This is a genomic window from Bradyrhizobium genosp. P (genome assembly GCF_049949265.1).
Classification (GTDB): Bacteria; Pseudomonadota; Alphaproteobacteria; order Rhizobiales; family Xanthobacteraceae; genus Bradyrhizobium.
The window spans coordinates 6,486,497-6,507,989 of the sequence record NZ_CP188195.1 but is presented as its reverse complement, the minus strand read 5'-3'; the positions used below and the strand labels follow the sequence as shown (position 1 = coordinate 6,507,989).

The 21,493-nt window shown below is 64.8% G+C and carries 18 protein-coding genes and 1 pseudogene; 7 read left to right on the top strand and 12 right to left on the bottom strand.

The features are described 5' to 3' along the window. Positions 1 to 84: 84 nt before the first annotated feature. Positions 85 to 1,503: a TolC family outer membrane protein gene (locus ACP2YO_RS31355; protein ID WP_426435005.1), complete on the bottom strand. Its 1,419-nt coding sequence runs from the start codon at positions 1,501 to 1,503 to the stop codon at positions 85 to 87. A gap of 238 nt (positions 1,504 to 1,741) precedes the next feature. Here ACP2YO_RS31355 and ACP2YO_RS31350 point away from each other — a divergent pair. Further along, a pseudogene (locus ACP2YO_RS31350) lies at positions 1,742 to 3,583 on the top strand (acetyl-CoA hydrolase/transferase C-terminal domain-containing protein); the annotation flags it as partial. A gap of 12 nt (positions 3,584 to 3,595) precedes the next feature. On the opposite strand, the gene ACP2YO_RS31345 reads toward ACP2YO_RS31350, so the two are convergent. Both ACP2YO_RS31345 and ACP2YO_RS31340 read right to left on the bottom strand, forming a co-directional pair. Beyond that, complete coding sequence (locus ACP2YO_RS31345) at positions 3,596 to 4,375, bottom strand: enoyl-CoA hydratase (RefSeq protein ID WP_426443359.1); 780 nt, start codon at positions 4,373 to 4,375, stop codon at positions 3,596 to 3,598. A gap of 122 nt (positions 4,376 to 4,497) precedes the next feature. Further along, the gene (locus tag ACP2YO_RS31340) at positions 4,498 to 5,148 is read right to left on the bottom strand and encodes a hypothetical protein (protein WP_426435004.1); all 651 of its coding nucleotides are present in this window, start codon (positions 5,146 to 5,148) and stop codon (positions 4,498 to 4,500) included. A 323-nt stretch (positions 5,149 to 5,471) separates the two neighbouring features. On the opposite strand from ACP2YO_RS31340, the gene ACP2YO_RS31335 reads away from it, so the two are divergent. Both ACP2YO_RS31335 and ACP2YO_RS31330 read left to right on the top strand, forming a co-directional pair. Beyond that, positions 5,472 to 6,017, top strand: coding sequence for a sigma-70 family RNA polymerase sigma factor (locus tag ACP2YO_RS31335; RefSeq protein ID WP_426435003.1), 546 nt, complete (start codon positions 5,472 to 5,474; stop codon positions 6,015 to 6,017). A gap of 2 nt (positions 6,018 to 6,019) precedes the next feature. Next, a complete protein-coding gene (locus tag ACP2YO_RS31330; RefSeq protein ID WP_426435002.1) occupies positions 6,020 to 6,658 on the top strand; it encodes an NrsF family protein in 639 nt (212 codons plus the stop codon). Here the strand turns inward: ACP2YO_RS31330 and ACP2YO_RS31325 are convergent. Together ACP2YO_RS31325 and ACP2YO_RS31320 are read right to left on the bottom strand one after the other, a co-directional pair. Then, positions 6,655 to 7,761 (bottom strand): DUF2336 domain-containing protein, encoded by a 1,107-nt coding sequence (locus tag ACP2YO_RS31325; protein WP_426435001.1) that lies wholly within the window; start codon positions 7,759 to 7,761, stop codon positions 6,655 to 6,657. The genes ACP2YO_RS31330 and ACP2YO_RS31325 overlap by 4 nt on opposite strands. Before the next feature lie 70 nt (positions 7,762 to 7,831). Further along, entirely contained in the window at positions 7,832 to 8,980 is a 1,149-nt protein-coding gene (locus tag ACP2YO_RS31320; protein ID WP_426435000.1) for a GGDEF domain-containing protein, read from the bottom strand. A 429-nt stretch (positions 8,981 to 9,409) separates the two neighbouring features. Between ACP2YO_RS31320 and ACP2YO_RS31315 the strand changes: the two genes are divergently transcribed. From ACP2YO_RS31315 to ACP2YO_RS31300, 4 genes are all read left to right on the top strand, one after another. Beyond that, the gene (locus tag ACP2YO_RS31315) at positions 9,410 to 9,979 is read left to right on the top strand and encodes a sigma-70 family RNA polymerase sigma factor (RefSeq protein ID WP_426434999.1); all 570 of its coding nucleotides are present in this window, start codon (positions 9,410 to 9,412) and stop codon (positions 9,977 to 9,979) included. Then, positions 9,976 to 10,689, top strand: coding sequence for a hypothetical protein (locus ACP2YO_RS31310; protein ID WP_426434998.1), 714 nt, complete (start codon positions 9,976 to 9,978; stop codon positions 10,687 to 10,689). Before ACP2YO_RS31315 ends, ACP2YO_RS31310 begins: the two co-directional genes overlap by 4 nt. A gap of 37 nt (positions 10,690 to 10,726) precedes the next feature. Continuing rightward, a complete protein-coding gene (locus tag ACP2YO_RS31305; protein ID WP_426434997.1) occupies positions 10,727 to 12,544 on the top strand; it encodes a S8 family serine peptidase in 1,818 nt (605 codons plus the stop codon). Between the two features lie 567 nt (positions 12,545 to 13,111). Continuing rightward, positions 13,112 to 13,600 carry a TIGR03809 family protein gene (locus ACP2YO_RS31300; RefSeq protein ID WP_426434996.1) on the top strand — a complete coding sequence of 163 codons (489 nt, stop codon included), beginning with the start codon at positions 13,112 to 13,114 and terminating at the stop codon, positions 13,598 to 13,600. 110 nt (positions 13,601 to 13,710) lie between these two features. Here ACP2YO_RS31300 and ACP2YO_RS31295 read toward each other — a convergent pair whose 3' ends face one another. From ACP2YO_RS31295 to ACP2YO_RS31265, 7 genes are all read right to left on the bottom strand, one after another. Then, positions 13,711 to 15,081 (bottom strand): TIGR03808 family TAT-translocated repetitive protein, encoded by a 1,371-nt coding sequence (locus ACP2YO_RS31295; RefSeq protein ID WP_426443358.1) that lies wholly within the window; start codon positions 15,079 to 15,081, stop codon positions 13,711 to 13,713. Between the two features lie 167 nt (positions 15,082 to 15,248). Continuing rightward, entirely contained in the window at positions 15,249 to 16,241 is a 993-nt protein-coding gene (gene meaB, locus ACP2YO_RS31290; RefSeq protein WP_426434995.1) for a methylmalonyl Co-A mutase-associated GTPase MeaB, read from the bottom strand. Between the two features lie 16 nt (positions 16,242 to 16,257). Next, complete coding sequence (locus ACP2YO_RS31285; protein ID WP_426434994.1) at positions 16,258 to 16,602, bottom strand: HepT-like ribonuclease domain-containing protein; 345 nt, start codon at positions 16,600 to 16,602, stop codon at positions 16,258 to 16,260. 1 nt (position 16,603) lies between these two features. Then, positions 16,604 to 16,900, bottom strand: coding sequence for a nucleotidyltransferase family protein (locus ACP2YO_RS31280; protein ID WP_426434993.1), 297 nt, complete (start codon positions 16,898 to 16,900; stop codon positions 16,604 to 16,606). A gap of 35 nt (positions 16,901 to 16,935) precedes the next feature. Continuing rightward, positions 16,936 to 19,092 (bottom strand): methylmalonyl-CoA mutase, encoded by a 2,157-nt coding sequence (scpA, locus tag ACP2YO_RS31275; RefSeq protein ID WP_426443357.1) that lies wholly within the window; start codon positions 19,090 to 19,092, stop codon positions 16,936 to 16,938. Positions 19,093 to 19,106: 14 nt separating this feature from the next. Then, complete coding sequence (locus tag ACP2YO_RS31270; protein ID WP_426434992.1) at positions 19,107 to 19,577, bottom strand: GFA family protein; 471 nt, start codon at positions 19,575 to 19,577, stop codon at positions 19,107 to 19,109. Next, the gene (locus ACP2YO_RS31265) at positions 19,574 to 21,445 is read right to left on the bottom strand and encodes a methylmalonyl-CoA mutase family protein (RefSeq protein ID WP_426434991.1); all 1,872 of its coding nucleotides are present in this window, start codon (positions 21,443 to 21,445) and stop codon (positions 19,574 to 19,576) included. The genes ACP2YO_RS31270 and ACP2YO_RS31265 overlap by 4 nt, the downstream gene beginning before the upstream one ends. Between the last annotated feature and the right edge of the window lie 48 nt (positions 21,446 to 21,493).

Sequence of the window (21,493 nt, the reverse complement as noted above, 5' to 3'; positions counted from 1 at the left end):
CGCCGGTGGGCAGGGAGGTTATCGGGGGATGGCGCAGGCGGGAAGGGCCGGGGACTAACCGTGCGGGCGGTTCCGCGTCGAGACCTATTGTCCCGACGGCGTCCGCAGGCCCTGCCAGGCGTCGCGGACCTGATGGTAGTGGACCTCGGGCAGATAGTCCGGCGTCTTGAGGCTGAGCGTCTTGACGTCGAGCCGTCCGGTCGCGCTGAGCAGCGTGTAGGAGGCGATCACGCGATCGCGCTGCGCGCCGATCAGCCGCGCCTTGGCCGTGATCAAATCCTGCTGCGAATTCAGCACGTCGACCGTGGTGCGCTGGCCGCCCGCGGCTTCCTTCTGCACGCCGGCCAGCGCAACGGTTGCGGCCTTCACCTCGGATTCAGACGCGGAGACCGCGACCTTGGCGCCCTCATTGGCGACCCACGCGCTGACCACGGCGGTCTTGGCCTGATTGCGGACCTGGTCGAGCACGAGCCGGCTTTGCGCCGCCACTTCCTTGGCCTGGCGGGTCTGCGACGCCGCGGTGCCGCCGTCATAGATCGGTTGCGTGACCTGGCCGATCACGGAGGCCTGATCGGTGCCGAACGTGCTGAGCGAGGTGTCGGAGTCGCGGTTCTTGCTGACGCTGCCCTGCACCGTGACGTTCGGCATCAGGCTACTCTCGGCGACGCGGATCGAGGTCGAGGCGACGTCGACGTCGTAGCCCGCCGCCATCACGGCCGGATGCTCGCGGATCGCAAACGTGATCGCATCCTCGCGGCTGCGCGGCAGCAGCCGGTCGATGGCCTCGGCGGGACGCAACTGCGACGGCGGGCTGCCGATCACTTGCGCATAGGTGGCCTGGCTGACCGCGAGGTTGACTTCGGCGGCGTTGAGGTCGGCCAGGCCGCGGCTGAGCCGGGCCTCGGCCTGGGCGGTATCGGTCGGCGTGACGTCGCCGGCATTGAGGCGCCGCTGCGTGATCGCCTGGGTCTCCTTCAGGAAGGCGACATTGGCGCGCTGCGCGTCGACCAGCGTCTGGTTGGCCAGCACGTTGGTGTAGGCGGTGACGGCGTCGAGCAGCACGCCCTGGCCGACATTGCGCAGTGCCTCGCGGCCGGATTGTACCTGCAATTCGGCGACGCGCACGCTGTTGGCGGTCTTGAAGCCGTTGAACAGGGTCTGGCTCACTGTCAGCCCGATCTGCCAGGGCTTCAGGGTCGCGGTCTGGATGACGTTGCCGGGCAACAGGTCGCGCACCGCCTGCAGACCGGCCGAGAGGCTCGCGATGATTTGTGGCCGGTAGCCGGCCAGCGCCTGCGGGACGTTCTCGTCGGTCGCGCGCTGGCGCGCCCGTTCGGCGTTGAGCTGCGGATTGGTCTGATACGCCTTGACCAGAGCATCGGGCAGGCCTTCGGCGCGGACAGCGGGAGCGGTCAACAGCGCAAAAGCCAGTGCGCAAAGGCCGATGCCCGACAAAAGCACGCGCCTCTTGACGTCACCAACCCTGGCGGCACGCTCAGCCATATGATCCCGCAAACCAAAACCCGGATAGTCCGCCTCGCCGACGCGGTCGACACATCTACCTGTTTAGGGGGCGGCGCTGCCACAGGCAAACCGCCGCAGGGCATCTGTACAGCAATTCGATTCTTGTCTGTTGCGGGTTCGTCACAGGCGAACGTGAATGTCATATGAAGTATAAGTTCGAAGCGCCGGCCGCCGATCCAGAAGCCGGTTGTCCACAGCCCCGCCGGGTTCATTCCTGATGCCGCAAATCTTCTCTGCTCCCGAGGCCATCGCGGAACATATCATTCGCGATGTCGGAACTGACCTGGTGGTCGGGCTGCCCCTTGGCCTTGGCAAGGCCAACCACATCGTCAACGCGCTGTATGCCCGGGCCGCCGCCGACCGCTCCATCAACCTGACGCTGTTCTCCGCGCTGACGCTGGAAAAGCCGAAGCCGAAAAACCTGCTCGAACGTCGCTTCATCGGCCCGGTGATCGATCGTCTGTTTGGCGGCTATCCGGATCTCGCTTACGCGGATGCGTTGCATACCGGCGCATCGCCGCCCAACATCAAGGTGATCGAATTCTTCTTCCTCGCAGGACAGTGGCTGTATTCACCCTACGCACAGCAGAATTACATCTCTGCGAACTATACCCATGCGGCGTCGTACCTGCTGTCGCGTGGGCTGAACGTCGTGCCCCAACTCGTCGCCAAGCGCGTGGTCGACGGCGTGGTACGCTATAGCCTGAGCTGTAATACCGATACGACGCTCGACGTCCTGCGCGCCCGCGCGCAGGGACGCGCATCGTTCAAGCTGGTCGCGCAGGTCAATTCCGAGCTGCCGTTCATGCCGGGCGCCGGCGACCTGCCGGCGGACGAATTTGCCGCGGTGCTCGACAGCCCCGGCACCGACTTTCCGCTGTTCGCGCCGCCATCCGAGCCGATCAGCGACACCAAATATGCCATCGGGCTGCATGCCGCGGGCCTGGTGCGCGACGGCGGCACCCTTCAGATCGGCATCGGCCAGGTCGGCGATGCGCTGGCGCAGGGCCTCGTGGTTCGCCATCGCAATAATGCGCAGTTCCACGGCATCATGGAGCGGCTTGCCCCTGATGCCGAGCAACTGGCTGCGGTCGAAACCGGATCGTTCGCGAAAGGCCTCTACGGCGTCAGTGAGATGCTGTTCGAGGCGTTCCTCGGGCTGATCGATGCTGGCATTCTCAAGCGCGACGTCGACGGCGTGATCCTGCATGGCGCATTCTTCCTCGGGCCGCAATCGTTCTATCGGGCGCTGCGCGAGATGACGGGCGAGCAGCTGGCGCGGATCCAGATGATGCCGGTGTCCTTCACCAACGAAATCTTCGGCGACGAGGACGCCAAGCGCCGCGCCCGCGTCGATGCGCGCTTCGTCAACAACACGATGATGGCGACGCTATTGGGCGCTGCGATCTCGGACGGTCTCGAGAACGGCCAGATCGTGAGCGGCGTCGGCGGCCAGTACAATTTCGTGGCGCAGGCGTTTGCGCTTCAGGGCGCGCGTTCGGTGCTGGCGCTGGAAGCGACCCATCAGGCGGGCAACAAGACCCAGTCGAACATCCGCTGGTCCTACGAGCATGAGACCATTCCCAGACACCTGCGCGACATCTTCGTCACTGAATACGGCGTCGCCGACGTGCGCGGGCAATCCGACGCCGACGTCATCGCGGCGATGCTGCAGGTCGCAGATTCCCGCTTCCAGAGCGAGCTGATGCGGCAGGCCAAGGACGCCGGCAAGCTACCGCGCAATTATGAAATTCCCACCGCTCATCGCGAAAACCATCCGGAGCGTATCAGCGGCGCGCTGAAACCCGCGCGTGACGCGGGTTTGTTGCCGTCGTTCCCGTTCGGCAGCGATTTCACCGAAATCGAGCAGCGTTTGATCCCGGCCCTGCAAATCCTGCAGCAGGCGCAGCGGACCCCGCTGCAACTCGCCGGCCTGCTGTGGCAGGGGGTGAGGCATCCGCCTGACGCCGCCGACCGCGAGTGCCTGGCGCGGCTCGGCCTCGACAAGCCCACGCACTTCACGGAGCGCGCCTATCGCGCGCTGGTCAGCGCGGCGCTGGAGCCGGGCGCGCTAGCGGTTCTTGTTGACCGGCTTGCGCTTCTCGATGAACGCCGCCATGCCTTCGGCGCGGTCTTCCAGGGCGAAGGTCGAGTGGAACAGGTTGCGCTCGACACTCATGCCTTCCGACAATGGTGTCTCGAAGGCGCGGTTGATGGCCTCCTTGGCCATCGCAGCGGCGGGCTGCGACATCGAGGCGATCTTTTCGGCCGCGGCGAGCGCCTCTTCCATCAACTTGTCGGCGGGAACGATCCGCGACACGAGGCCCGAGCGCTCGGCTTCAGCGGCATCCATCATCCGCCCGGTAAGGCAGAGATCCATGGCCTTGGACTTGCCGATCGCACGGGTCAGGCGTTGCGTGCCGCCAATGCCCGGGATGGTGCCGAGCGTGATCTCCGGCTGGCCGAATTTGGCGTTGTCGGCGGCGATGATGATGTCGCACATCATCGCGAGCTCGCAGCCGCCGCCCAACGCATAACCGGCCACCGCCGCAATCGTCGGCTTGCGGCACCGCGCGACGCGGTCGCCGCCGATCGCGGCGAAGTCGCTGTTGAACATGTCGACGAAGCCCTTCGGCTGCATCTCCTTGATATCGGCGCCGGCCGCAAAGGCCTTTTCGCTGCCGGTGATCAAGAGACAGCCGATCTTGTCGTCGGCCTCGAGATCGTCGACTGCGGCGGCAATCTCGCGGAATACACCGAACGACAGTGCATTCAGCATCTTCGGGCGGTTGAGTGTAATGACGCCGACCGGCCCCTTGCTCTCGACGATGATGAATTCGAACGTAGTCATGGACGCAACCCCGTGCCTGATTTGCCAGGCAATGTGCCCGCTGGCGGATTGCGCTTCAAGGGGCTCAAGGAGGGGAACCGCGGTGCGGCGCTACCCGCGCCGCAGCCGCGATGCTGCGCGGCTTACGCCATGAACATGCGCGCGGCGGAGGCGACCGTGAGCAGGGCGCCGAAGCCGATGAAGATCTTTCCGATCAGCGAGGTCTGGTCCAAGCTTGAGCTTTCGCCGCTTGCCAGAACCGGGGCGGGCTTGTCCGAGGCCATCGCGACGGTCTGCGGCTGGGCCGTCGGGGCCTCCTGCTGCGCTGCTTGCTGCTGCTGAACGGGTTGCGTCTGTTCCGCGGGCTGCGCCTGCTGCAAGGCACGATCGACGTCGTTGAGCTGGTCGGATGCGACCACGCTGGTGTCGGCGGCTAGCTGCGCTTCGGCCGGCTTGTCATTGGCCTTGGGAGCCGCGTTCGCATTGTCGTCGCTGGAGGTCAGCTCCGCATTGGCGTTGGCGATCGAGGCCGGGATACCCGCCGACGTCACGCTGCCGGCGTCGTTACCGGCCTTCTTGCTCTCGGACTGGTCGGCGGTCCTGTCGGACTTGCGGTGGGCATCGCGCTTGCCGTGCCGCGAACTCTGCCGGACGGATTTACCAGCCGCGGCACTGTCGGATGTCGACGCGGCGGTATCAGAACCAGCCGCACCCGCCGGTAACGGACCGGCGACACACACCAAGAGCCCTGTCCCAACTATCAAGGCCAAGCGCCCGCTGGCATTGATTTTCATTTGATTATCTCCCCATTCGCCCGTCCCCACGCCGAAATGAGACCCCGCTGCGTGTCTACACCGGGGCAAAAAAAGGGAATCTTCGGGCCCGAGCGGGCAAAAGCTGGGCAATTCTCCGCGTGCAGACCGGGATGGCGCAGGGCGACCGATGCCTCGTATTGGGATCGATGTTATGAGCAAGATCTCGAGGAAGCCGCCGGGACGATTCTCCACGCCCCGGTGCTGATACCGTCGCCGCAGCACCCATGATCACGAGATCGTGATCTCGGAGCCTTCGGCGTAACAAATTGATGGATCGGTCGAATTGCAGTCTAGGAGCGCGCGTGCGCGAACGTGAAGACGAGTGGACCGGCCTGATGCGGTCGGCCATTGCAGGCGACAGTGCGGCGTATCATCGCCTGCTCAGGGCCGTCACGCCGGTGCTCCGCGCAGCGGCGCGCCGTGGTCTGGCGCGCGCGGGACAACCGGTCGACCAGTCCGAGGACATCGTGCAGGACATCTTGTTGGCGGTGCATTTGAAGCGGCACACTTGGGACACGAACGCTCCGTTCGCGCCGTGGCTGTTCGCGATTGCGCGCAACAAGCTGATCGACGCCCTGCGCCGCCGCGGCAGGCGGATCTTCGTCAACATCGATGACTTCGCCGAGACCCTGCCGGGGGAGGTGGCCGAGCCGACCGCCTCGGCGAGCGAAGTGTCCGCTCAACTGCAGGCCCTGCCTGCACGGCAGCGCGACGTGCTGCAATCGATTGCGGTCGACAGCGCCTCGATCAAGGACACGGCGGCCAAGTTGTCGATGAGCGAGGGCGCCGTACGGGTGGCGCTGCATCGCGGTCTGACGAGCCTGACGGCGAAATTGCGGGAACAATGAGCATGGATACCGATCAACTCATTCGAACGCTGGCTGCCGACAATGAGAACCGGGCTCGCCCGGTTGGCTTTACGCTGATGCTGGCGCTCCTTGCGGCGGCCCCGGTCGCGCTCTTGATGTTCTTCGCCGAGCTCGGGGTGCGCCCGGACGTCATGACCGCGATGCATAATCCGTTCTTCGACCTGAAGTTTGCCATTACACTGGCGCTGGCGATCTCGGCGACCGCGGTCAGCCTGCATCTTTCGCGTCCGGAAGCTTCGCTGCGCGGCTTCGGCTGGTGGCTCTTGATCCCTGTGGGCATCCTCGTTGCCGGCATCAGCGGCGAGATGATGATGCCGCAGCGGGCGCCGATGATGACGCGGCTGGTCGGCACCAATTCGCGCTACTGCATGTCCGCGATCCCCGAGATGTCTTTGCCGCTGCTCGCCGGCGCGTTGTACGCGCTGCGTCAGGGGGCGCCGGCACGGCCTGCTGTCGCCGGTGCGATCGCCGGCATGCTGTCGGCGGGATTTGCCGCGACGCTCTACGCGTCGCACTGCACCGACGATTCGCCGCTGTTCGTGGCGACCTGGTACACGCTCGCGACCGCGATCGTTGCGGGGATCGGTGGGCTCGCCGGGGCGCGGGTGCTGAAGTACTAGGCCGCGGGCGCGGATTGCTGCATGCGGTGGAAGCGCAAGACCTGCTGCGCGGTCGAGGGCCGCAAGCGCTCATAGGTGTCCTTGCAGGCCTGCAAGTCGGTTGGTTCGCCGCCTGAAATCTCGTCGCGCAGATGGATGATGGCCCGCACGGTCGACCATGACAGGCCCGACACCTTGGCGAGGATCATGACGCCCTCGGCGCGGGTTTCGATCATCATGTTCTCGGCGATGCCGACGGTGACGCTGGCGAGCGCGGCAAGCGAGGCGTTGGTCTCGTCGAACTTGCCGGCTTCGGCAAACGCCGCGAGCTGGAATTCGTCGAGCCGGCCGTCGTCGTAGAGTGACTTGATCAGCGCATGCGCGATCGTGGTGTCTGACGTGACCGCACCGGGGGCAGAGCGCGCGCGTCGCGTTGCTTCCTTCACCGCAATCGGGATTTCCTTGGCCTGTTGCGGATTCGCGGCCTCGAGCCGTTGCCGAACAGTGTCGGATGCCTTCGCAACCAGCTTCAGATAGAGATGCCGCGGAATGCTCGGACGCAGGCCGACGCAGGTCGACAGATTGTCGTCGCCCCCGGCGCGGCTGACCAGGCGGGTGAAGCCGCGCTCGGTGAATTCCGCGCCGGGATTGTTGACCGTGCTCTGGATCACCTCGTCATTGCCGCGCAGCACCAGGACGTCGGTGACGGCGCTGCTCAGTGCCGTTCTGGTCGAAATCGCCAAAAGATGCGCCTGGCTCTTGCTGCGCGCCGTCTCGATCAGGGCATCGTCGTCGAGCCGGGCCGAGCGCGCGAGCACGGGGCCGGCAACCTCGATCAGGTCGTCGAAGGCGAGCGTGCGGATCGTCCGCGGCGGCGCGCTATCGATCGGCGCGAGCCGGTTCGAGAGCAGTGCCTTGGCTGAGCTTTCGATATGCTCGAGCAAGCACTGGAAAACATCGTCGAACAGCCCGATCTGCTCGTCCGAATAGTCCACCGAGCCGTTGATGAAGAGATCGGTCACACGACGCAGCGTCTCGACCCGGCGTGCCACGGTGCCGTGGGCGAGCGTCGTCTGCAATTCGTCGAGCAGACTTTCGGGGGCGGTCGCGGACTTCGAACTCATGGACTCTATCCTGGAGCATCAAATACAGGCGGCGACGGTTTCTCCGGCGCCGGATACGGAAATGGGTTGGTCAGGCGGCGGCGATACGGTTGCGTCCCCGGCCCTTGGCTGTGTAGAGCGCGCGATCGGCGCGGGCGAGCAATGTGTCGGAGGTCTCATTCGGGCGCAGCGTCGCGACTCCAGCGGACATCGTCACCTGCATGCCCGGCGAGAACGCGCTCCAGTCGAGATCGGCAATGATCGCGCGCAGCCGCTCGAGCGCACGCGTGGCGTCTTGCTCGGACAGATCGGGCAGCACCAGCAGGAATTCCTCGCCGCCATAGCGGCCAAAGCGGTCGATGCTGCGGATATTGGCGAACATGCTGATGGCGAAGGTTCGCAGCGCTTCGTCGCCGATCGGATGGCCGTAGAGGTCGTTGATGCGCTTGAAATGGTCGAGGTCGATCAGCGCCACCGCCGAGGTGCTGCCGTTGCGCGCGCAGCGCGCGACCTCTTCCTCGAGCATGCGCATGATGCAGCGGCGATTGAAGGCACCGGTCAGCTCATCGAGCTCTGCGAGCTCCTCGATGCGCCGGTAGGCTTCCTTCAGCTTCAACCCGCTCTGATACAGCGATTGCTGCATCGAACTCGAGAGGATGCCGAGGAACATGCAGCGGCCGATGGTCAGTGCGAATACCAGCATGGTGGCAAGGCGGTCGAGCATGGTGCCGGTCGGCATTCCGATCGGCTTGTCGGTCCACAGAAACAGCCCCGCCAGGCCCAGCAACATCACGGTCCAGACGATGGCGCTCTGGCACGCCGAGGTGCGGAGCGCGCCGAAGCCGAAAACCACGAAAAGATTGCAGAGAAATAGCACGCCGACTTCCGGCGCGATGTAGGTGAACAGCAGGAGGTTCACCATGTTGATGGCCGATTGCGGCACGGTCAGATAGTGGTTGCGGAAGCGTTCATGGAATCCGAGTTCGGAGAGCAGCACATAGGCCGCGACCAGAGTGAGGCCGCTCAGGGCGTAGCCGGTCGCGACGGAAACCGACGTCGTGCCGGCATGGGCGTAGATCAGCAGCACGACAGCATCGAGGATGAAGCAGCTGCCGATCATCGACTGGATCTGGCGGCGCTGCCGGGCACGGCGCGCCAGCCGCTCGGCCGTCAGCTTGGGACGGCCGCCCTCCAGTGCGCCCGCGATCGGGCCGAGAAATGACGACGCAGCGCTGCCCATGGTCTTCGCCACTGGTGGAACCGGGCAAAAATCTACGTGGGAAAGCCTTTAGGTTTGGTATCTTTTGGAACCGAATCTGCTCCGTTAAAATCCGGTCGTCACCCTTGTTTCGTAAGGGGAATCCGTCGGTGAGAGGTGCCGGGAGCGGGCGTGCCGGCGCCTTGTGCGGCGCGAGTTCTACACGTGCGCACTGGCTTGCTGGTGAAGCCTTGCTATGGTCCCACCGGATTGTGCGGTGTCAGAGGAAGCTTTCATTATCATGATACCGTTTTTTGAGCTTCGATCGCCTCCGCAGCTTGATCTGCGAGGAATTGATCGACTGTGGCCTAGATCACACATGCGGTCAGGACATTGCCGTAATGTGAAGAATCTTGGCTCTCGTGTCGAACCACGCACCATCCCCCTCAGACAAATCTTGCGAGACGGCCATTGAGCGCGACACAAGCGGCTTCAGACGACGTTCTGATCGCTCGGATCGCTCAAGGCGACCGGCTTGCCATGCAGGTGCTGTACGGACGGCACCATGTCAGGGTGTTTCGTTTCGGGCTTCGGCTCGTGCGCGATGAACAGGTCGCGGAAGACCTCATCAGTGAAGTCTTCCTCGATGTGTGGCGTCAGGCGGGCAAGTTCGAGGGACGATCCGCCGTTTCGACCTGGCTTTTGGCGATTACCCGTTTCAAGGCGTTGTCTGCGCTCCGGCGCAGGAAAGACGCCGAACTGGACGATGAGGCCGCGAACGCGATCGAGGATACGTCCGACGATCCGGAAACCGCGGTGCAGAAGAGGGATACCGGTGAGGCGCTGCGCAAGTGCCTGACGGCGCTGTCGGCGGACCATCGGGAAATCGTCGATCTTGTCTACTATCACGAGAAATCCGTGGAAGAGGTGGCTGAGATCGTCGGCATTCCGGAGAACACCGTGAAGACGCGACTGTTCTACGCGCGCAAGAAACTTGCCGAGCTGCTGAAGGCAGCCGGCATCGAGCGAGGTTGGCCATGATGGCAGCGAACAAGAAAATGCTGGATCAAGAGCCCAGCGAGATCGAGATGCTGTTGCCATGGCACGCCGCCGGCACGCTGAATGCGCGCGATGTGCGCCGCGTCGAGGACGCGCTCGCCGGCGATCCGGAGCTGGCGAAGCAGTATGCCGTCATCCGCGAGGAATTGGGCGAAACCATTCATCTCAATGAGAGCTTGGGTGCACCGTCGGCGCGCGCGATGCAGACGCTGTTCGCGGCGATCGATGCCGAGCCTGAACGCAAGCCGGCGATGTCGGCGCGCATCTCGGCCGGAATCTCGGCATTCTTCGCCAAATTGTCGCCGCGCACGCTGGCCTGGTCGGCGGGTCTCGGGGCGATCGCGCTGCTGTTGCAGGCGGGCGTGATCGGTGCGGTGCTGACGAGGCGCGAGCCGGCCACGTTCCAGACCGCCTCGCTGGATACGACCGAGCGCACCGCGCCGCTGACCCGTGATCTCGCCGGCGCCGCAGCCGTGCCGCCGCGCATGCTGGTGCGCTTTACGCCCGATGCCAGGATCGCCGACATCACCACGCTGCTCGACACCTATCAGGCCTCGATCGTCGATGGCGCCAAGGGCGGTCTGTTCCGGCTGCAGTTCGGCAGCCGCGCGATGGCCAAGAGCGACGTCGCAGCGCTGATCGCAAGATTGCAGAAAGAGAAGATCGTCAGCCTCGCGGTTGAAACGCCGTAAGCGGCGGTTGACGGTTCAGTGTCGCGTCGAGGTCACGATGAACCGTGATTGCCGGAGCTGGCCGAAGAGCACCGCGGTGGCTGTCACCATTGCGGTATTGCCGTTGGTTTGCCTGGCCGGTTCGGTGGCGGACGCGCAAGGCTTCATGCGCTCGCCGACCCTCCGTGTCGAGCCGCGCGTCTCGATCGGGCCGCGGATCAATCCAAACATCGCGGGCAGGGTGGGCGCCAATGCGGCCGGCAGGTCAGGCACCAACGTTGCTGGTAGGGTCGGCACCAATGTCGCCGGCAGGGTAGGCACCAATGTTGCTGGCAGGGTTGGCACCACCACCACCATCGTTGCGCGCACGCCGCCGCCGGCAGGCCGCGGCCCGGCGACGCCGCGAATAGGCACCATTCCGCGGCTCGCCGTGGGAGCGACGCTGCCCTATGCGCGCTATTCGCCCAACCTCTATCCCGCCTGCAACGATGCCAATCGTGGCGGCGGCGGATGCTACGACGAGCCGGTCGCTTTGATCGACGGCAGCGGCAAGGGCGCCACACCGAAGGTCGGGACTGGTGCCGGCAGCGGTAATGGCGGCGCGCCGGCCGCGCTCGACCGGCGAACTGTGCGGAGCGAACTCGTGGCCGAACTCGACGGTGCATTGACGGATGCCCAGGCCGACAACCTCGCCCAACGTCACGGCGTGATCCGGATCGCGTCGCAGAACCTGTCGCTGCTCGGTGCGACGGTCGGCCTGTTCCGCGTCGCCGGCAATCGGCCGGTGGACGTGGTGAGCCGCGAGTTCGCCGGCGACAGCAGCGTCCGCTCGGTGCAGCCGAACTATCGCTATGTGCTGCAGGACCAGCAGGCGGTCCCAACCGAGGGCGATCCGGCGCAATACGCGCTTGCGCAACTGCGCCTGCCGCAGGCGCACACGCTGGCGCGCGGCATGAACGTGACGATTGCCGTGATCGACTCCGGCATCGACGCCAGCCATCCGGAACTGGCCAACACGATCGCGGATACGTTCGATGCGCTTGGCAGCAAGGAAGGACCGCATCTCCATGGCACCGGTATCGCGGGCGCGATCGCGGCGCACGCCAAGCTGATGGGGAGCGCGCCGGAGGTCAGGATCCTGGCAATCCGCGCGTTCGGTGCGGCCGCGAGCGGAGCCGAGAGCACGTCCTTTGTAATCCTCAGGAGTCTCGACTACGCAGCGTTGCATGGCGCGCAGATCGTGAACATGAGCTTTGCCGGCCCGAAGGATCCGCTGGTCGCACGCGGTGTTGCGGCGGCTGCAGCCAAGGGCATCGTGCTGATCGCTGCCGCCGGCAATGCGGGCGCGAAATCACCGCCGCTCTACCCGGCGGCCAATCCGGACGTGATCGCGGTCAGCGGCACCGATGCCGAGGACAGGTTGTTCACGGTGTCGAACCGCGGCAGCTACATTGCGTTGGCGGCGCCGGGCGTCGACATCCTGCTGCCCGCGCCTGACGGCAAATACCAGATGATGTCGGGAACCTCTTTCTCCGCCGCCTTCATCAGCGGCATTGCCGCACTGGTGCTGGAACGCGATCCTGCGGCGAAGCCGAACGAGGTGCGCGCAATCCTCACGAGGACGGCGCGTGACCTCGGCGCGCCGGGCCGCGACGATCTGTTCGGGGCGGGCGAGGCGGATGCCTTCGCCGCTGTCACGGCGGCGATCAAGGCGCCTGCCGTTCCCGTCGCGACCGTCTCGGACAAACCGTCGCAGCCGCTCAAGGCGTCCGACAGCAATAACACTTCCGTGAGCCGCGCGTTGATCAACTCCGCGCCGTCGATGGCGGCAGACAAATCCGCGGCAAACGACGCAAATCATCCCGCTGCGCAGTGATTTCGGGCAGTGAACGCTGCGAATGGCGCAGCGGAACCGGGATCAGGAAAGTTAAAAAAATCCCCACGGGTTTGAACGTCCGCAGGGCTGTCACGACTTATGTGTGTGGGAGCGGTTATCCCTCCCCGTGGCTATATTCGGCGCGAGCGCCCATCCACCCCAAGCGCCCATATGGCTTAGACCCGTCCGGTTGTCCCCCCGGACGGGTCTTTCATTTTGGGCGTATCCTGTGTGACGGCTGGCCGAATACGACACGCAATTCCAATCCGGCGTAGCGCCGGTCGTGACGAAGCGCGGCCCCGCGGACGGGCGGGTCCAGCGGACAGTTTTTGCGATCGTTCTGCGGAGCTCTTTGGAAATGCGACCCATCGCCACCACCACGCTCGTGAAGGGCTTGCTGTGGATAACGTGAGAAACTCCGTATTCGTGCGGACTTCTTTCACCGGCGCGTGCCAATTAAGAATTTAGTTAGACTTTATTTACCTTTTCCACAGAATATCGCTGTACCTCCAAGTTGATTCGGTTCGGTTGCGTCTGCGTCCGTCTCTCTCCCTGCGGGCAAGTTGAATGACACATCGAACCGACGTGGCCAGAGGCCACGAGATCGTTGCGCGTTGGTGCAACCTTGCCGAGCAACGGCTGGAGCACCTCACCGAGCTGTATGACACCGGACGCTGGCGCCGCTATCACAGCGAGGAGGCGTTTCTCGAAAACATCCGGGAAGCCCGGACGGCGGTCGACACCTGGCGCGAACTGCTGTCGCGCGAAGCCTCGTTGAACAATTCACCGATCGATCTGTCCTGGCTCGGTCGCGGGCGATCGGCCTTACCGCGTTGCGACGTCGCCCGGGCGCCGGTGCTTGAGCGCCAGCCGGAGGCTGCAGTGCTCGCCCAATCCGCCATGACGGCTGTCACGGCTGCGCTCGAGACGGCCGCCACGGTGCTGGATGAAACCCCCGCTGTGACCGATGCGCCGTCGCTGGAGATGCCCGCCATGCCGGTGCTCGATCTCAATGCGATACAGGCGCGCTATCCGCTGTTGCGCAACACGCTGTAGGCGGGCGAGCTAGAGCATGATCCGGAAAAGTGTGAAGCGGTTTTCCGAAAAGATCATGCTCAAACAAGAAGCTGAAGCGCGATGACGATTCAACCTAGTCTCATCGCGCTTTAGCGCCGCACTGCATTGGCGCCGATCATCAGTTGCGCATATTGCTGGGCGCCGCCGGCCGACAGGTCGGTGGTGACGGCGCGGGCGTGATCGAGGCCCACCACCGCGCCACGCGGGGTCTCCGAGATCATATTGTTGTTGATCAGCACCGTGCCCGCGCCCGGCACCACGGAAACGCCGACGCCGACGAAGGCGTTGCGGATCACGTTTCCTGTTATGGCGACGTCACGCAGATACTTTCCCCAGCCGGCGACGATGCCGAATGACGGGGCGTTCTCGATCACATTGCCGGTCACGGCCGTGTCAGCCTCGACATAGATGCCGATGCCCGCATCGTCGTCAGGTGCGGTGCCGATCGGGCGCTTCGGGATCAGGTTGCGGATGATGTTGCCCTGGACCACGGCGATGCGGCCGCCTTCGTTGAAATTGCACACGGAGACGCCGACCGCGGCGCCGTCGACCGTGTTGTTGGCGATCACGGCGGCCTCGAAGGAGAACTCCGAGTAGAGCGCGACCTCGCGGACATTGCTGACGCTGTTGTCGGTAATGTGGATGTTGGAGGCCGAGTTGCCGCGCACCGCCGAATAGTCGCAGTCCCTGATGCGGTTGCCGCGCACGATCACGTTGCCGGCACGGAAGGCGTTGATGGCGTTGCCGTACTGGCCGGAGCCGCCGGGGCCGGCCTTGATGTCCTCGATGCGGTTATCGGCGACGATGGTGCCGTCGTCGCCGATCGCGGTGCGCAGGATCTCGATGCCGTTGTCGTTGGTACCCTTGATGGTGTTGCGCGAGACGATCAGGCCCAGCGCATCGAACGACACTAGCGCAGTGCTCGCGATGTCGGTGAAGATATTGTTGCTGACGTCGCCGGACACCTGCTCGAACCAGATGCCGTTGCCGCCGCTGCCCGTGAACTCGCAATCGATGATGCGGATGTCGCGACCGGACAGGCAGTGCACGAGGCCGCGCCGGGTCGGCAGCGGGATGTTGCCGCCGTCGAGCGTGAGGCCGGTGAGACCGACGCCGCCGGCCCCTTCGCCCGACAGCATCGACAGGCCGCCGTTGAACGCGAGCTTGCTAGCGCCGCGCACGCCGATCAACTGGCTGCCACCTGCAAGGCGGAGAAGCCCGGTGCGGTAGACGCCCGGCGGGAACACCAGCGGAACCTGGGCGCGCGCCGCCTCGTCGATCGCGCGCTGCAAATTCCTGGTTTGATCGTCGGGGCTGCCGGGGCGAACGCCGTATTGCGTTACGTCGCGGCCGAGCGACGAAACTGCCGGCGCCGCGCGCGCCGCGTCGGGCGACATCGCAAGCGCGCCAGCGACGCCGGCGGCGGATGCTCCGATGAGATGGCGGCGGTTGACGTCCATGATGCCTGGCTCTCGCTCGATACGCGAGCGGTGACGTTCGCGCCCGATAGGTAACGCGAAAATGCGGCGCGGCATGGTGAACGCGCCGGCGGAACTGGATGATTGTTGGCAGTAGGGTTAATCGCGCGTGCAGCCGACAACGCTTACGCGAGCTTGGCCTGTCGGGTTCACCTCAGCATCTCCGCGATCTGTTCGGCGGCGATAGCGGGCGAGACGCGGCCGTCGGCGACCTCGGCTTCGGTCTTCCTCACCTTGGCACGAATCGCGGCGTCGGCGCGCAGCCGTGCCATCATCCGGCCCTCCAGCATCGACCACATCCATTTCACCTGCTGTTCGCGGCGCCGGCCTGCGAACTCGCCCGAGGCGTTCATCGCGGTGCGGTGATCGAGGATCTTCTGCCAGATCGTGTCGAGCCCCGTGCCAGCGAGCGCCGAATAGGTTTCGATTGGTGGATGCCAGTGCTCGGAGCGCGGTGAGAGGATGTGTAGCGCGCTGCGATAATCGGCCGCCGCCAGATTGGCGCGCTTGACGTTATCGCCGTCGGCCTTGTTGATCGCGATCATGTCGGCAAGCTCGACCAGGCCCTTCTTGATGCCCTGCAGCTCGTCGCCGGCACCCGGCAGCATCAGCGCGAGAAAGAAATCGGTCATGTCGCAGACCGCGGTCTCGGACTGGCCGATGCCGACGGTCTCGACCAGCACCACGTCGAAGCCGGCCGCCTCGCACAACAGCATTGCCTCGCGGGTTTTCGCCGCGACGCCGCCGAGCGTGCCTGACGAGGGCGAGGGGCGGATAAAGGCCTGATCGGAGATTGCGAGCCGCGCCATCCGCGTCTTGTCGCCGAGGATCGAGCCGCCGGTGCGCGCCGAGGAGGGATCGACCGCCAGCACCGCGACCTTGTGGCCGCGCTCGATCAGGAACATGCCGAGCGCATCGATCGTGGTCGACTTGCCGACGCCGGGTGAGCCTGTGATGCCGACCCGCACCGCCTTGCCGGTGTCGGGCAACAGCTCCTGCACCAACTCGCGCGCCGCGGCCTGGTGGTCGCCGCGCCTGCTCTCGACCAGCGTGATCGCCCGCGCCAGCGCCGCGCGCTGGCCGGCGCGGAGCTCCTGGGCGAGGGGCTTGATGTCGAGAGATGCGGTGTTCGGCAAGGTCATCGTGTTCTGAAAAAGGTCAATATTTCGCTTCCTTGGCAATACGCTCAACGAAAACGTTGAGGAGTTCAAGATCGTCTTCGACCATTGCCCAGAGCAAATCCGCGTCAGTGCTATGATAGGCGTGACGCAGCCAATTTCCGAGATCTGCCACTCGCCTCCAATTGATACCGGGCTCTTGGGCCTTCAAATCCTGCGGTATATGGCGCGAGGCTTCGCTGATAATTTCAAGCATTCGTTCGACGGCCATTCGCATCACGAGACTGTTGGCAAAGCTCTCGCGCGTCTGTCCTGCTGAGATTTTCCGAATGTCACTAATCGCCGTAGCGATATGGCCAATCCGCTGGGCAACGGTTGGCTGCACGTCAAAAGACTTCGACGATATCGTCCGCGATTCGCTCGGCGAAACGCGGCGGAATGGATCGGCGCATGGTGGCCTGCGCCGGCAAGCCGGTTGCGTCCTCAATGATATGCTGTACGCCGATCAGATTGAGAAGCGAAAACGAGGCGTCGGGCTCGACTTCGACAAGTACGTCGATATCGCTATCGGGGCGATTGTCGCCGCGCACGCGCGAGCCGAAGATGGAAAGCCTGCTCACGCCCTCGGCCTTTATAGCCGCAGCGTTCTTACGGATTGTCGTAATGATCTCTTCGCGCGTCATGGCGTGACCTGAGCTTGATCTCACCAGTCTATCAGCTACTCCGCCGCCTCGCTATGCCCAAGCCTTGCGTTGAGCTTGTGGATCAGCTCCTCGGCGGCATCTGAGATCACGGTGCCCGGGGGGAAGATCGCTTCGGCGCCGGCAGCATAGAGCGCATCGTAGTCCTGCGGCGGCACCACGCCGCCGATGATGATCATGATGTCCTCACGGCCGTTCTTCTTCAGCGCGGCCTTCAATTCCGGGACCGCGGTGAGGTGCGCGGCGGCGAGGGAGGAGACGCCGAGGATATGCACGTCGTTCTCGACCGCCTGGCGCGCGGCTTCCTCGGCAGTCGCAAACAGCGGTCCGATATCGACGTCGAAACCGACATCGGCGAAGGCGGATGCGATGACCTTCTGGCCGCGGTCATGGCCGTCCTGGCCGATTTTTGCCACCAGGATGCGCGGGCGGCGGCCCTCGGCCTCCTCGAAGGCGTCAATCAGCTCCTGCACCTTTTCGACCCGGTTGGACATCGTCGCTGCCTCTCGCTTGTAGACGCCCGTGATCGACTTGATCTCGGCGCGGTGGCGGCCGAACACTTTCTCCATCGCATCCGAAATCTCGCCGACGGTCGCTTTCGCCCGCGCGGCGTCGATCGCCAGCGCCAGCAAATTTCCGTTGCCTTCGCCTGCGCTGCGGGTGATCGCCGCCAGCGCCTGCGCGACGTCCTTTTCGTTGCGCTCCTTCTTGAGCCGCGCCAGCTTGTCGATCTGCAGCCGCCGTACGGTGGAGTTCTCTACCTTCAGCACGTCGATCGGCTTCTCGTTCTGCGGCTTGTATTTGTTGACGCCGATCACCGCCTGGCGGCCGGCATCGATGCGGGCCTGGGTCTTGGCGGAGGCCTCCTCGATCCGAAGCTTCGGCACGCCGGCCTCGATCGCCTTGGCCATGCCGCCGAGTTCCTCGACCTCCTGGATGTGGCCCCAGGCCTTTGCCGCGAGATCGCGGGTCAGCCGCTCAACGTAATAGGAGCCGCCCCAGGGATCGATGATGCGGTTGGTGCCGGTCTCCTGCTGCAAGAACAACTGCGTGTTGCGGGCGATGCGCGCGGAGAAATCGGTCGGCAGCGCCAGGGCCTCGTCGAGCGCGTTGGTGTGCAGCGACTGGGTGTGGCCCTGGGTTGCCGCCATCGCCTCGATCGTGGTGCGCATCACATTGTTGAAGACGTCCTGCGCGGTCAGCGACCAGCCCGAGGTCTGGCAATGGGTGCGCAGCGACAGCGAGCGCGGATCCTTCGGATTGAACGGCTTGAGCAGCTTGGCCCAGAGCAGCCGCGCGGCACGCATCTTGGCGACTTCCATGAAGAAGTTCATGCCGATCGCCCAGAAGAACGACAGCCGCGGCGCGAAGCGGTCGACGTCGAGGTCCGCCGCGAGGCCGGCGCGCAGATATTCGACGCCGTCGGCCAGCGTATAGGCGAGCTCGAGGTCCTGCGTCGCGCCGGCTTCCTGCATGTGATAGCCGGAAATCGAGATCGAATTGTATTTCGGCATTTTCTGCGAGGTATAGGCGAAGATGTCGGAGATGATCCGCATCGAGGGCGTCGGCGGATAAATATAGGTGTTGCGCACCATGAACTCTTTCAGAATGTCGTTCTGAATGGTGCCCGACAGCTTCTCCGGCGGCACGCCCTGTTCCTCGGCGGCCGCGACAAACAGCGCGAGGATCGGCAGCACTGCGCCGTTCATGGTCATCGACACGCTCATTTGGTCGAGCGGGATGCCGGCGAACAGCGTGCGCATGTCGTAGATGGAATCGATCGCAACCCCCGCCATGCCGACGTCGCCGGAGACGCGCGGATGATCGCTGTCATAGCCGCGGTGAGTGGCGAGGTCGAACGCGACCGACAGGCCCTTCTGTCCCGCCGCGAGGTTGCGGCGGTAGAAGGCGTTGGAATCCTCCGCCGTGGAGAAGCCGGCATATTGGCGGATGGTCCAGGGTTGGTTGACATACATCGTCGGGTAGGGGCCGCGCAGATAGGGCGCGATGCCCGGCCAGGTATCGAGGAAGTCGATGCCTTCGAGGTCTGCTTCGCTGTAGACCGATTTGACCGGAATGCCCTCGGGCGTCAGCCACGGTTCGGCGCTCGCAGCCGGGGCGCCACCACTGACTTTGTCAAAAGCGATATCGGCGAAGTTCGGTATGCGGCTCATGTTGTCCATGCCATTCAATCATGATCCGGATGCTGGTGGCTGGCGATCGTCGCCATCTGCTCCGCTCCGAAATTCTGCATCGTGGTCTGGCTCGGCAGATTGGCGATGCCGACCACCCAGCCGAGCCGGGACTCGGTGCCATATTGCCGCGTCGGCACCAGGCGGTCGGGCCGGTCGAAGGTGCCGGTCATGATCTCGATCCGCGGTCCGTCGATACGGCGGAAGCTCAAGGGCGTGCCGCAGGCGACGCAGAAGTCGCGCTCAGCGATCGAGGACGATTTGAAGGCCGCAGGCGTGCCGCGGGTCCAGGCGAAATCCTCTTTGTTGATGTCGGCAAAGGAGGCGAAAGGTGCACCCGACGCCTTCTGGCACATCCGGCAATGGCAGACGCTGACCCGGTTCGGTGCCGCCGACAACGCAAAGCGCACGGCGCCGCATTGGCAGCCGCCGGTCAGAACGGGTTTTGCTGGTGCTTCTGCCGTCATATCTGCTCCATCCGCCGATAGGCGTCGCGCAATGTCGCCAGCGCGTCGCCGCCGGCGAAGACGAACTCACCGATGCCGGCCGCCCGCAACACAGCTTCCTGGTCGCCGGGCCGCCCTGCCAGATAGATATGCGTCGCCCCGGCGCCGTGAAGGGCCTCGGCGACCTCAACGGCGCTGACAGCATAGACCTTGTCCGAGGAACAGACGCAGGCCATCGCCGCGCCGGAGGCCTTGAAGGCGGCGGCCAGCGCCGCCGCATCGGCAAAACCCTCATTGTCGATCGCTTCGATGCCGCCGGTCTCGAAGAAGCTCTTTGCAAACGTGGCGCGCGCGGTGAAATCCGCTGCCGTGCCGAGATTGGCGAGGAAGATCTTCGGCCGCGCGCCGTCCGCTTTTAGCGCTGTGTCCGACTTGTCGCGCAGCGCCTCGAACGGCCCGGCAAGGCGCATCGGCGCGAGCGCCTCGAACTTGATTTTTACATCGGCCAAGGAGACCGCCGCCGGCTTCACATCCAGTACCGCGAGAACCGGCTCATGCAGGTTTGGGAATTCGCTGGCGCCGGTCAGCACGTCGCGTCGTTTCGCCACGTTGGCTTCGCGAAGCGCACGCGTCGCGGCGACCTTCTGCTGGATCAAACCTTGTTCGAGGGCGGGGAAGACGCCGCCGGCCTGCTCGATCTCCTGGAACAATGCCCAGGCTGTCTCTGAAAGCTGCGATGTCAGCGTCTCGATGCCACCGGAGCCGGCCGCCGGATCGGAGACTTTTGCGAGGTTGGATTCGTCGAGCAGCACGAGCTGGGTGTTGCGCGTGACGCGCCGGGCAAAATCATCAGGCAATCCGAGCGCCAGCGTATGCGGTAGCACGGTGATCGCATTGGCGCCGCCGAGACCGGCCGCAAACGTCGCCATCGTCGCGCGCAGCATGTTCACGTTGGCGTCGCGCTGGGTCAGCATGCGCCAGGCTGTCTGCGCGTTGACGAAGATCGACTTTGGCGCGAGGCCACAGACCTGCTCGACCCGCGCCCACAGCAGCCGCAGCGCCCGGAATTTCGCCATCGTCAGGAACTGGTCGGCGTCCGCGCTGAGCCGGAACGAGATCGCAGTGCGCGCGGCGTCGAGATCGATGCCGGCGGCTTCGAGCATCCGCAGATAGGCGAGCGCGACGGCAAGCGTAAACGCGAGTTCCTGCACTTCCGATCCGCCGGCATCGTGGATCGGCCGGCCATCGGCCAGCACAAACGGCCCCTTGAAGCCGCGCTTGATCAGCCCGTTGACGACCTTGCCGAACGGTTTTTCGTAGTCGGCCCAGGCGGCGGCCGCGGCGCCACGCACGGCAACCGTGCTGAGCGCCTGGTAATTGAAGTGAAGGTCGAGCTTGGCCGGATCGAGCTTGCGGGCTTCGATCATGTCGGCAAATGTCTCGCCGGCGTTCTCGCGTCCGATCACCGGGTTGAGCGCGATCATGATGCCGGCATCGAGATGGATGCCGCCGCAGGCCCGCGCCAGGGTCTGCTTGCGGGCATCGGCAAGACCGAAGCCGCGTGTGCCGGGACCGCCAGCGAATTCGAATTCGAGGCCGCTGGCCCCATTTTCGAGATCATCCAGCGCCTGAGCATTGGCTTGTGCGGCGTCCGGATGGTCGACCCGCTGCAGGATCTGCCAGGGCGCGGCGGGAGCGCGGCCGGCGATTGGGCTGGTGTTGGTGGCGCGACGGTAGATTGGATCGATCTTCACGCCATCATAGGTCTTGCCGACCAGCTTCTCGAACGGGGCGCCCTTCAGCACGCTGTCGACCAGCTTGCGCCAGTCATCATAGGTCGCCGGCGCGAAGTCCGCTGCGAGAGGCAAATCGTCAGTCGTGGTCGTCATCCGCCCAGAATATCCTCGATCGGCCCCGTGTGGGCCCACTTGATTTGG

Bases quoted from the DNA above. Each gene is read 5' to 3' on its own strand.
- scpA (WP_426443357.1), bottom strand. From the start codon at position 19,092: ATGAGCCGCATACCGAACTTCGCCGATATCGCTTTTGACAAAGTCAGT.
- ACP2YO_RS31340 (WP_426435004.1), bottom strand. From the start codon at position 5,148: ATGAAAATCAATGCCAGCGGGCGCTTGGCCTTGATAGTTGGGACAGGG.
- ACP2YO_RS31280 (WP_426434993.1), bottom strand. From the start codon at position 16,900: ATGACGCGCGAAGAGATCATTACGACAATCCGTAAGAACGCTGCGGCT.
- ACP2YO_RS31305 (WP_426434997.1), top strand. From the start codon at position 10,727: ATGAACCGTGATTGCCGGAGCTGGCCGAAGAGCACCGCGGTGGCTGTC.
- ACP2YO_RS31270 (WP_426434992.1), bottom strand. From the start codon at position 19,577: ATGACGGCAGAAGCACCAGCAAAACCCGTTCTGACCGGCGGCTGCCAA.
- ACP2YO_RS31320 (WP_426435000.1), bottom strand. From the start codon at position 8,980: ATGGGCAGCGCTGCGTCGTCATTTCTCGGCCCGATCGCGGGCGCACTG.
- ACP2YO_RS31345 (WP_426443359.1), bottom strand. From the start codon at position 4,375: ATGACTACGTTCGAATTCATCATCGTCGAGAGCAAGGGGCCGGTCGGC.
- ACP2YO_RS31300 (WP_426434996.1), top strand. From the start codon at position 13,112: ATGACACATCGAACCGACGTGGCCAGAGGCCACGAGATCGTTGCGCGT.
- ACP2YO_RS31330 (WP_426435002.1), top strand. From the start codon at position 6,020: ATGGATACCGATCAACTCATTCGAACGCTGGCTGCCGACAATGAGAAC.
- ACP2YO_RS31310 (WP_426434998.1), top strand. From the start codon at position 9,976: ATGATGGCAGCGAACAAGAAAATGCTGGATCAAGAGCCCAGCGAGATC.
- ACP2YO_RS31355 (WP_426435005.1), bottom strand. From the start codon at position 1,503: ATGGCTGAGCGTGCCGCCAGGGTTGGTGACGTCAAGAGGCGCGTGCTT.
- ACP2YO_RS31325 (WP_426435001.1), bottom strand. From the start codon at position 7,761: ATGAGTTCGAAGTCCGCGACCGCCCCCGAAAGTCTGCTCGACGAATTG.
- meaB (WP_426434995.1), bottom strand. From the start codon at position 16,241: ATGACCTTGCCGAACACCGCATCTCTCGACATCAAGCCCCTCGCCCAG.
- ACP2YO_RS31265 (WP_426434991.1), bottom strand. From the start codon at position 21,445: ATGACGACCACGACTGACGATTTGCCTCTCGCAGCGGACTTCGCGCCG.
- ACP2YO_RS31295 (WP_426443358.1), bottom strand. From the start codon at position 15,081: ATGGACGTCAACCGCCGCCATCTCATCGGAGCATCCGCCGCCGGCGTC.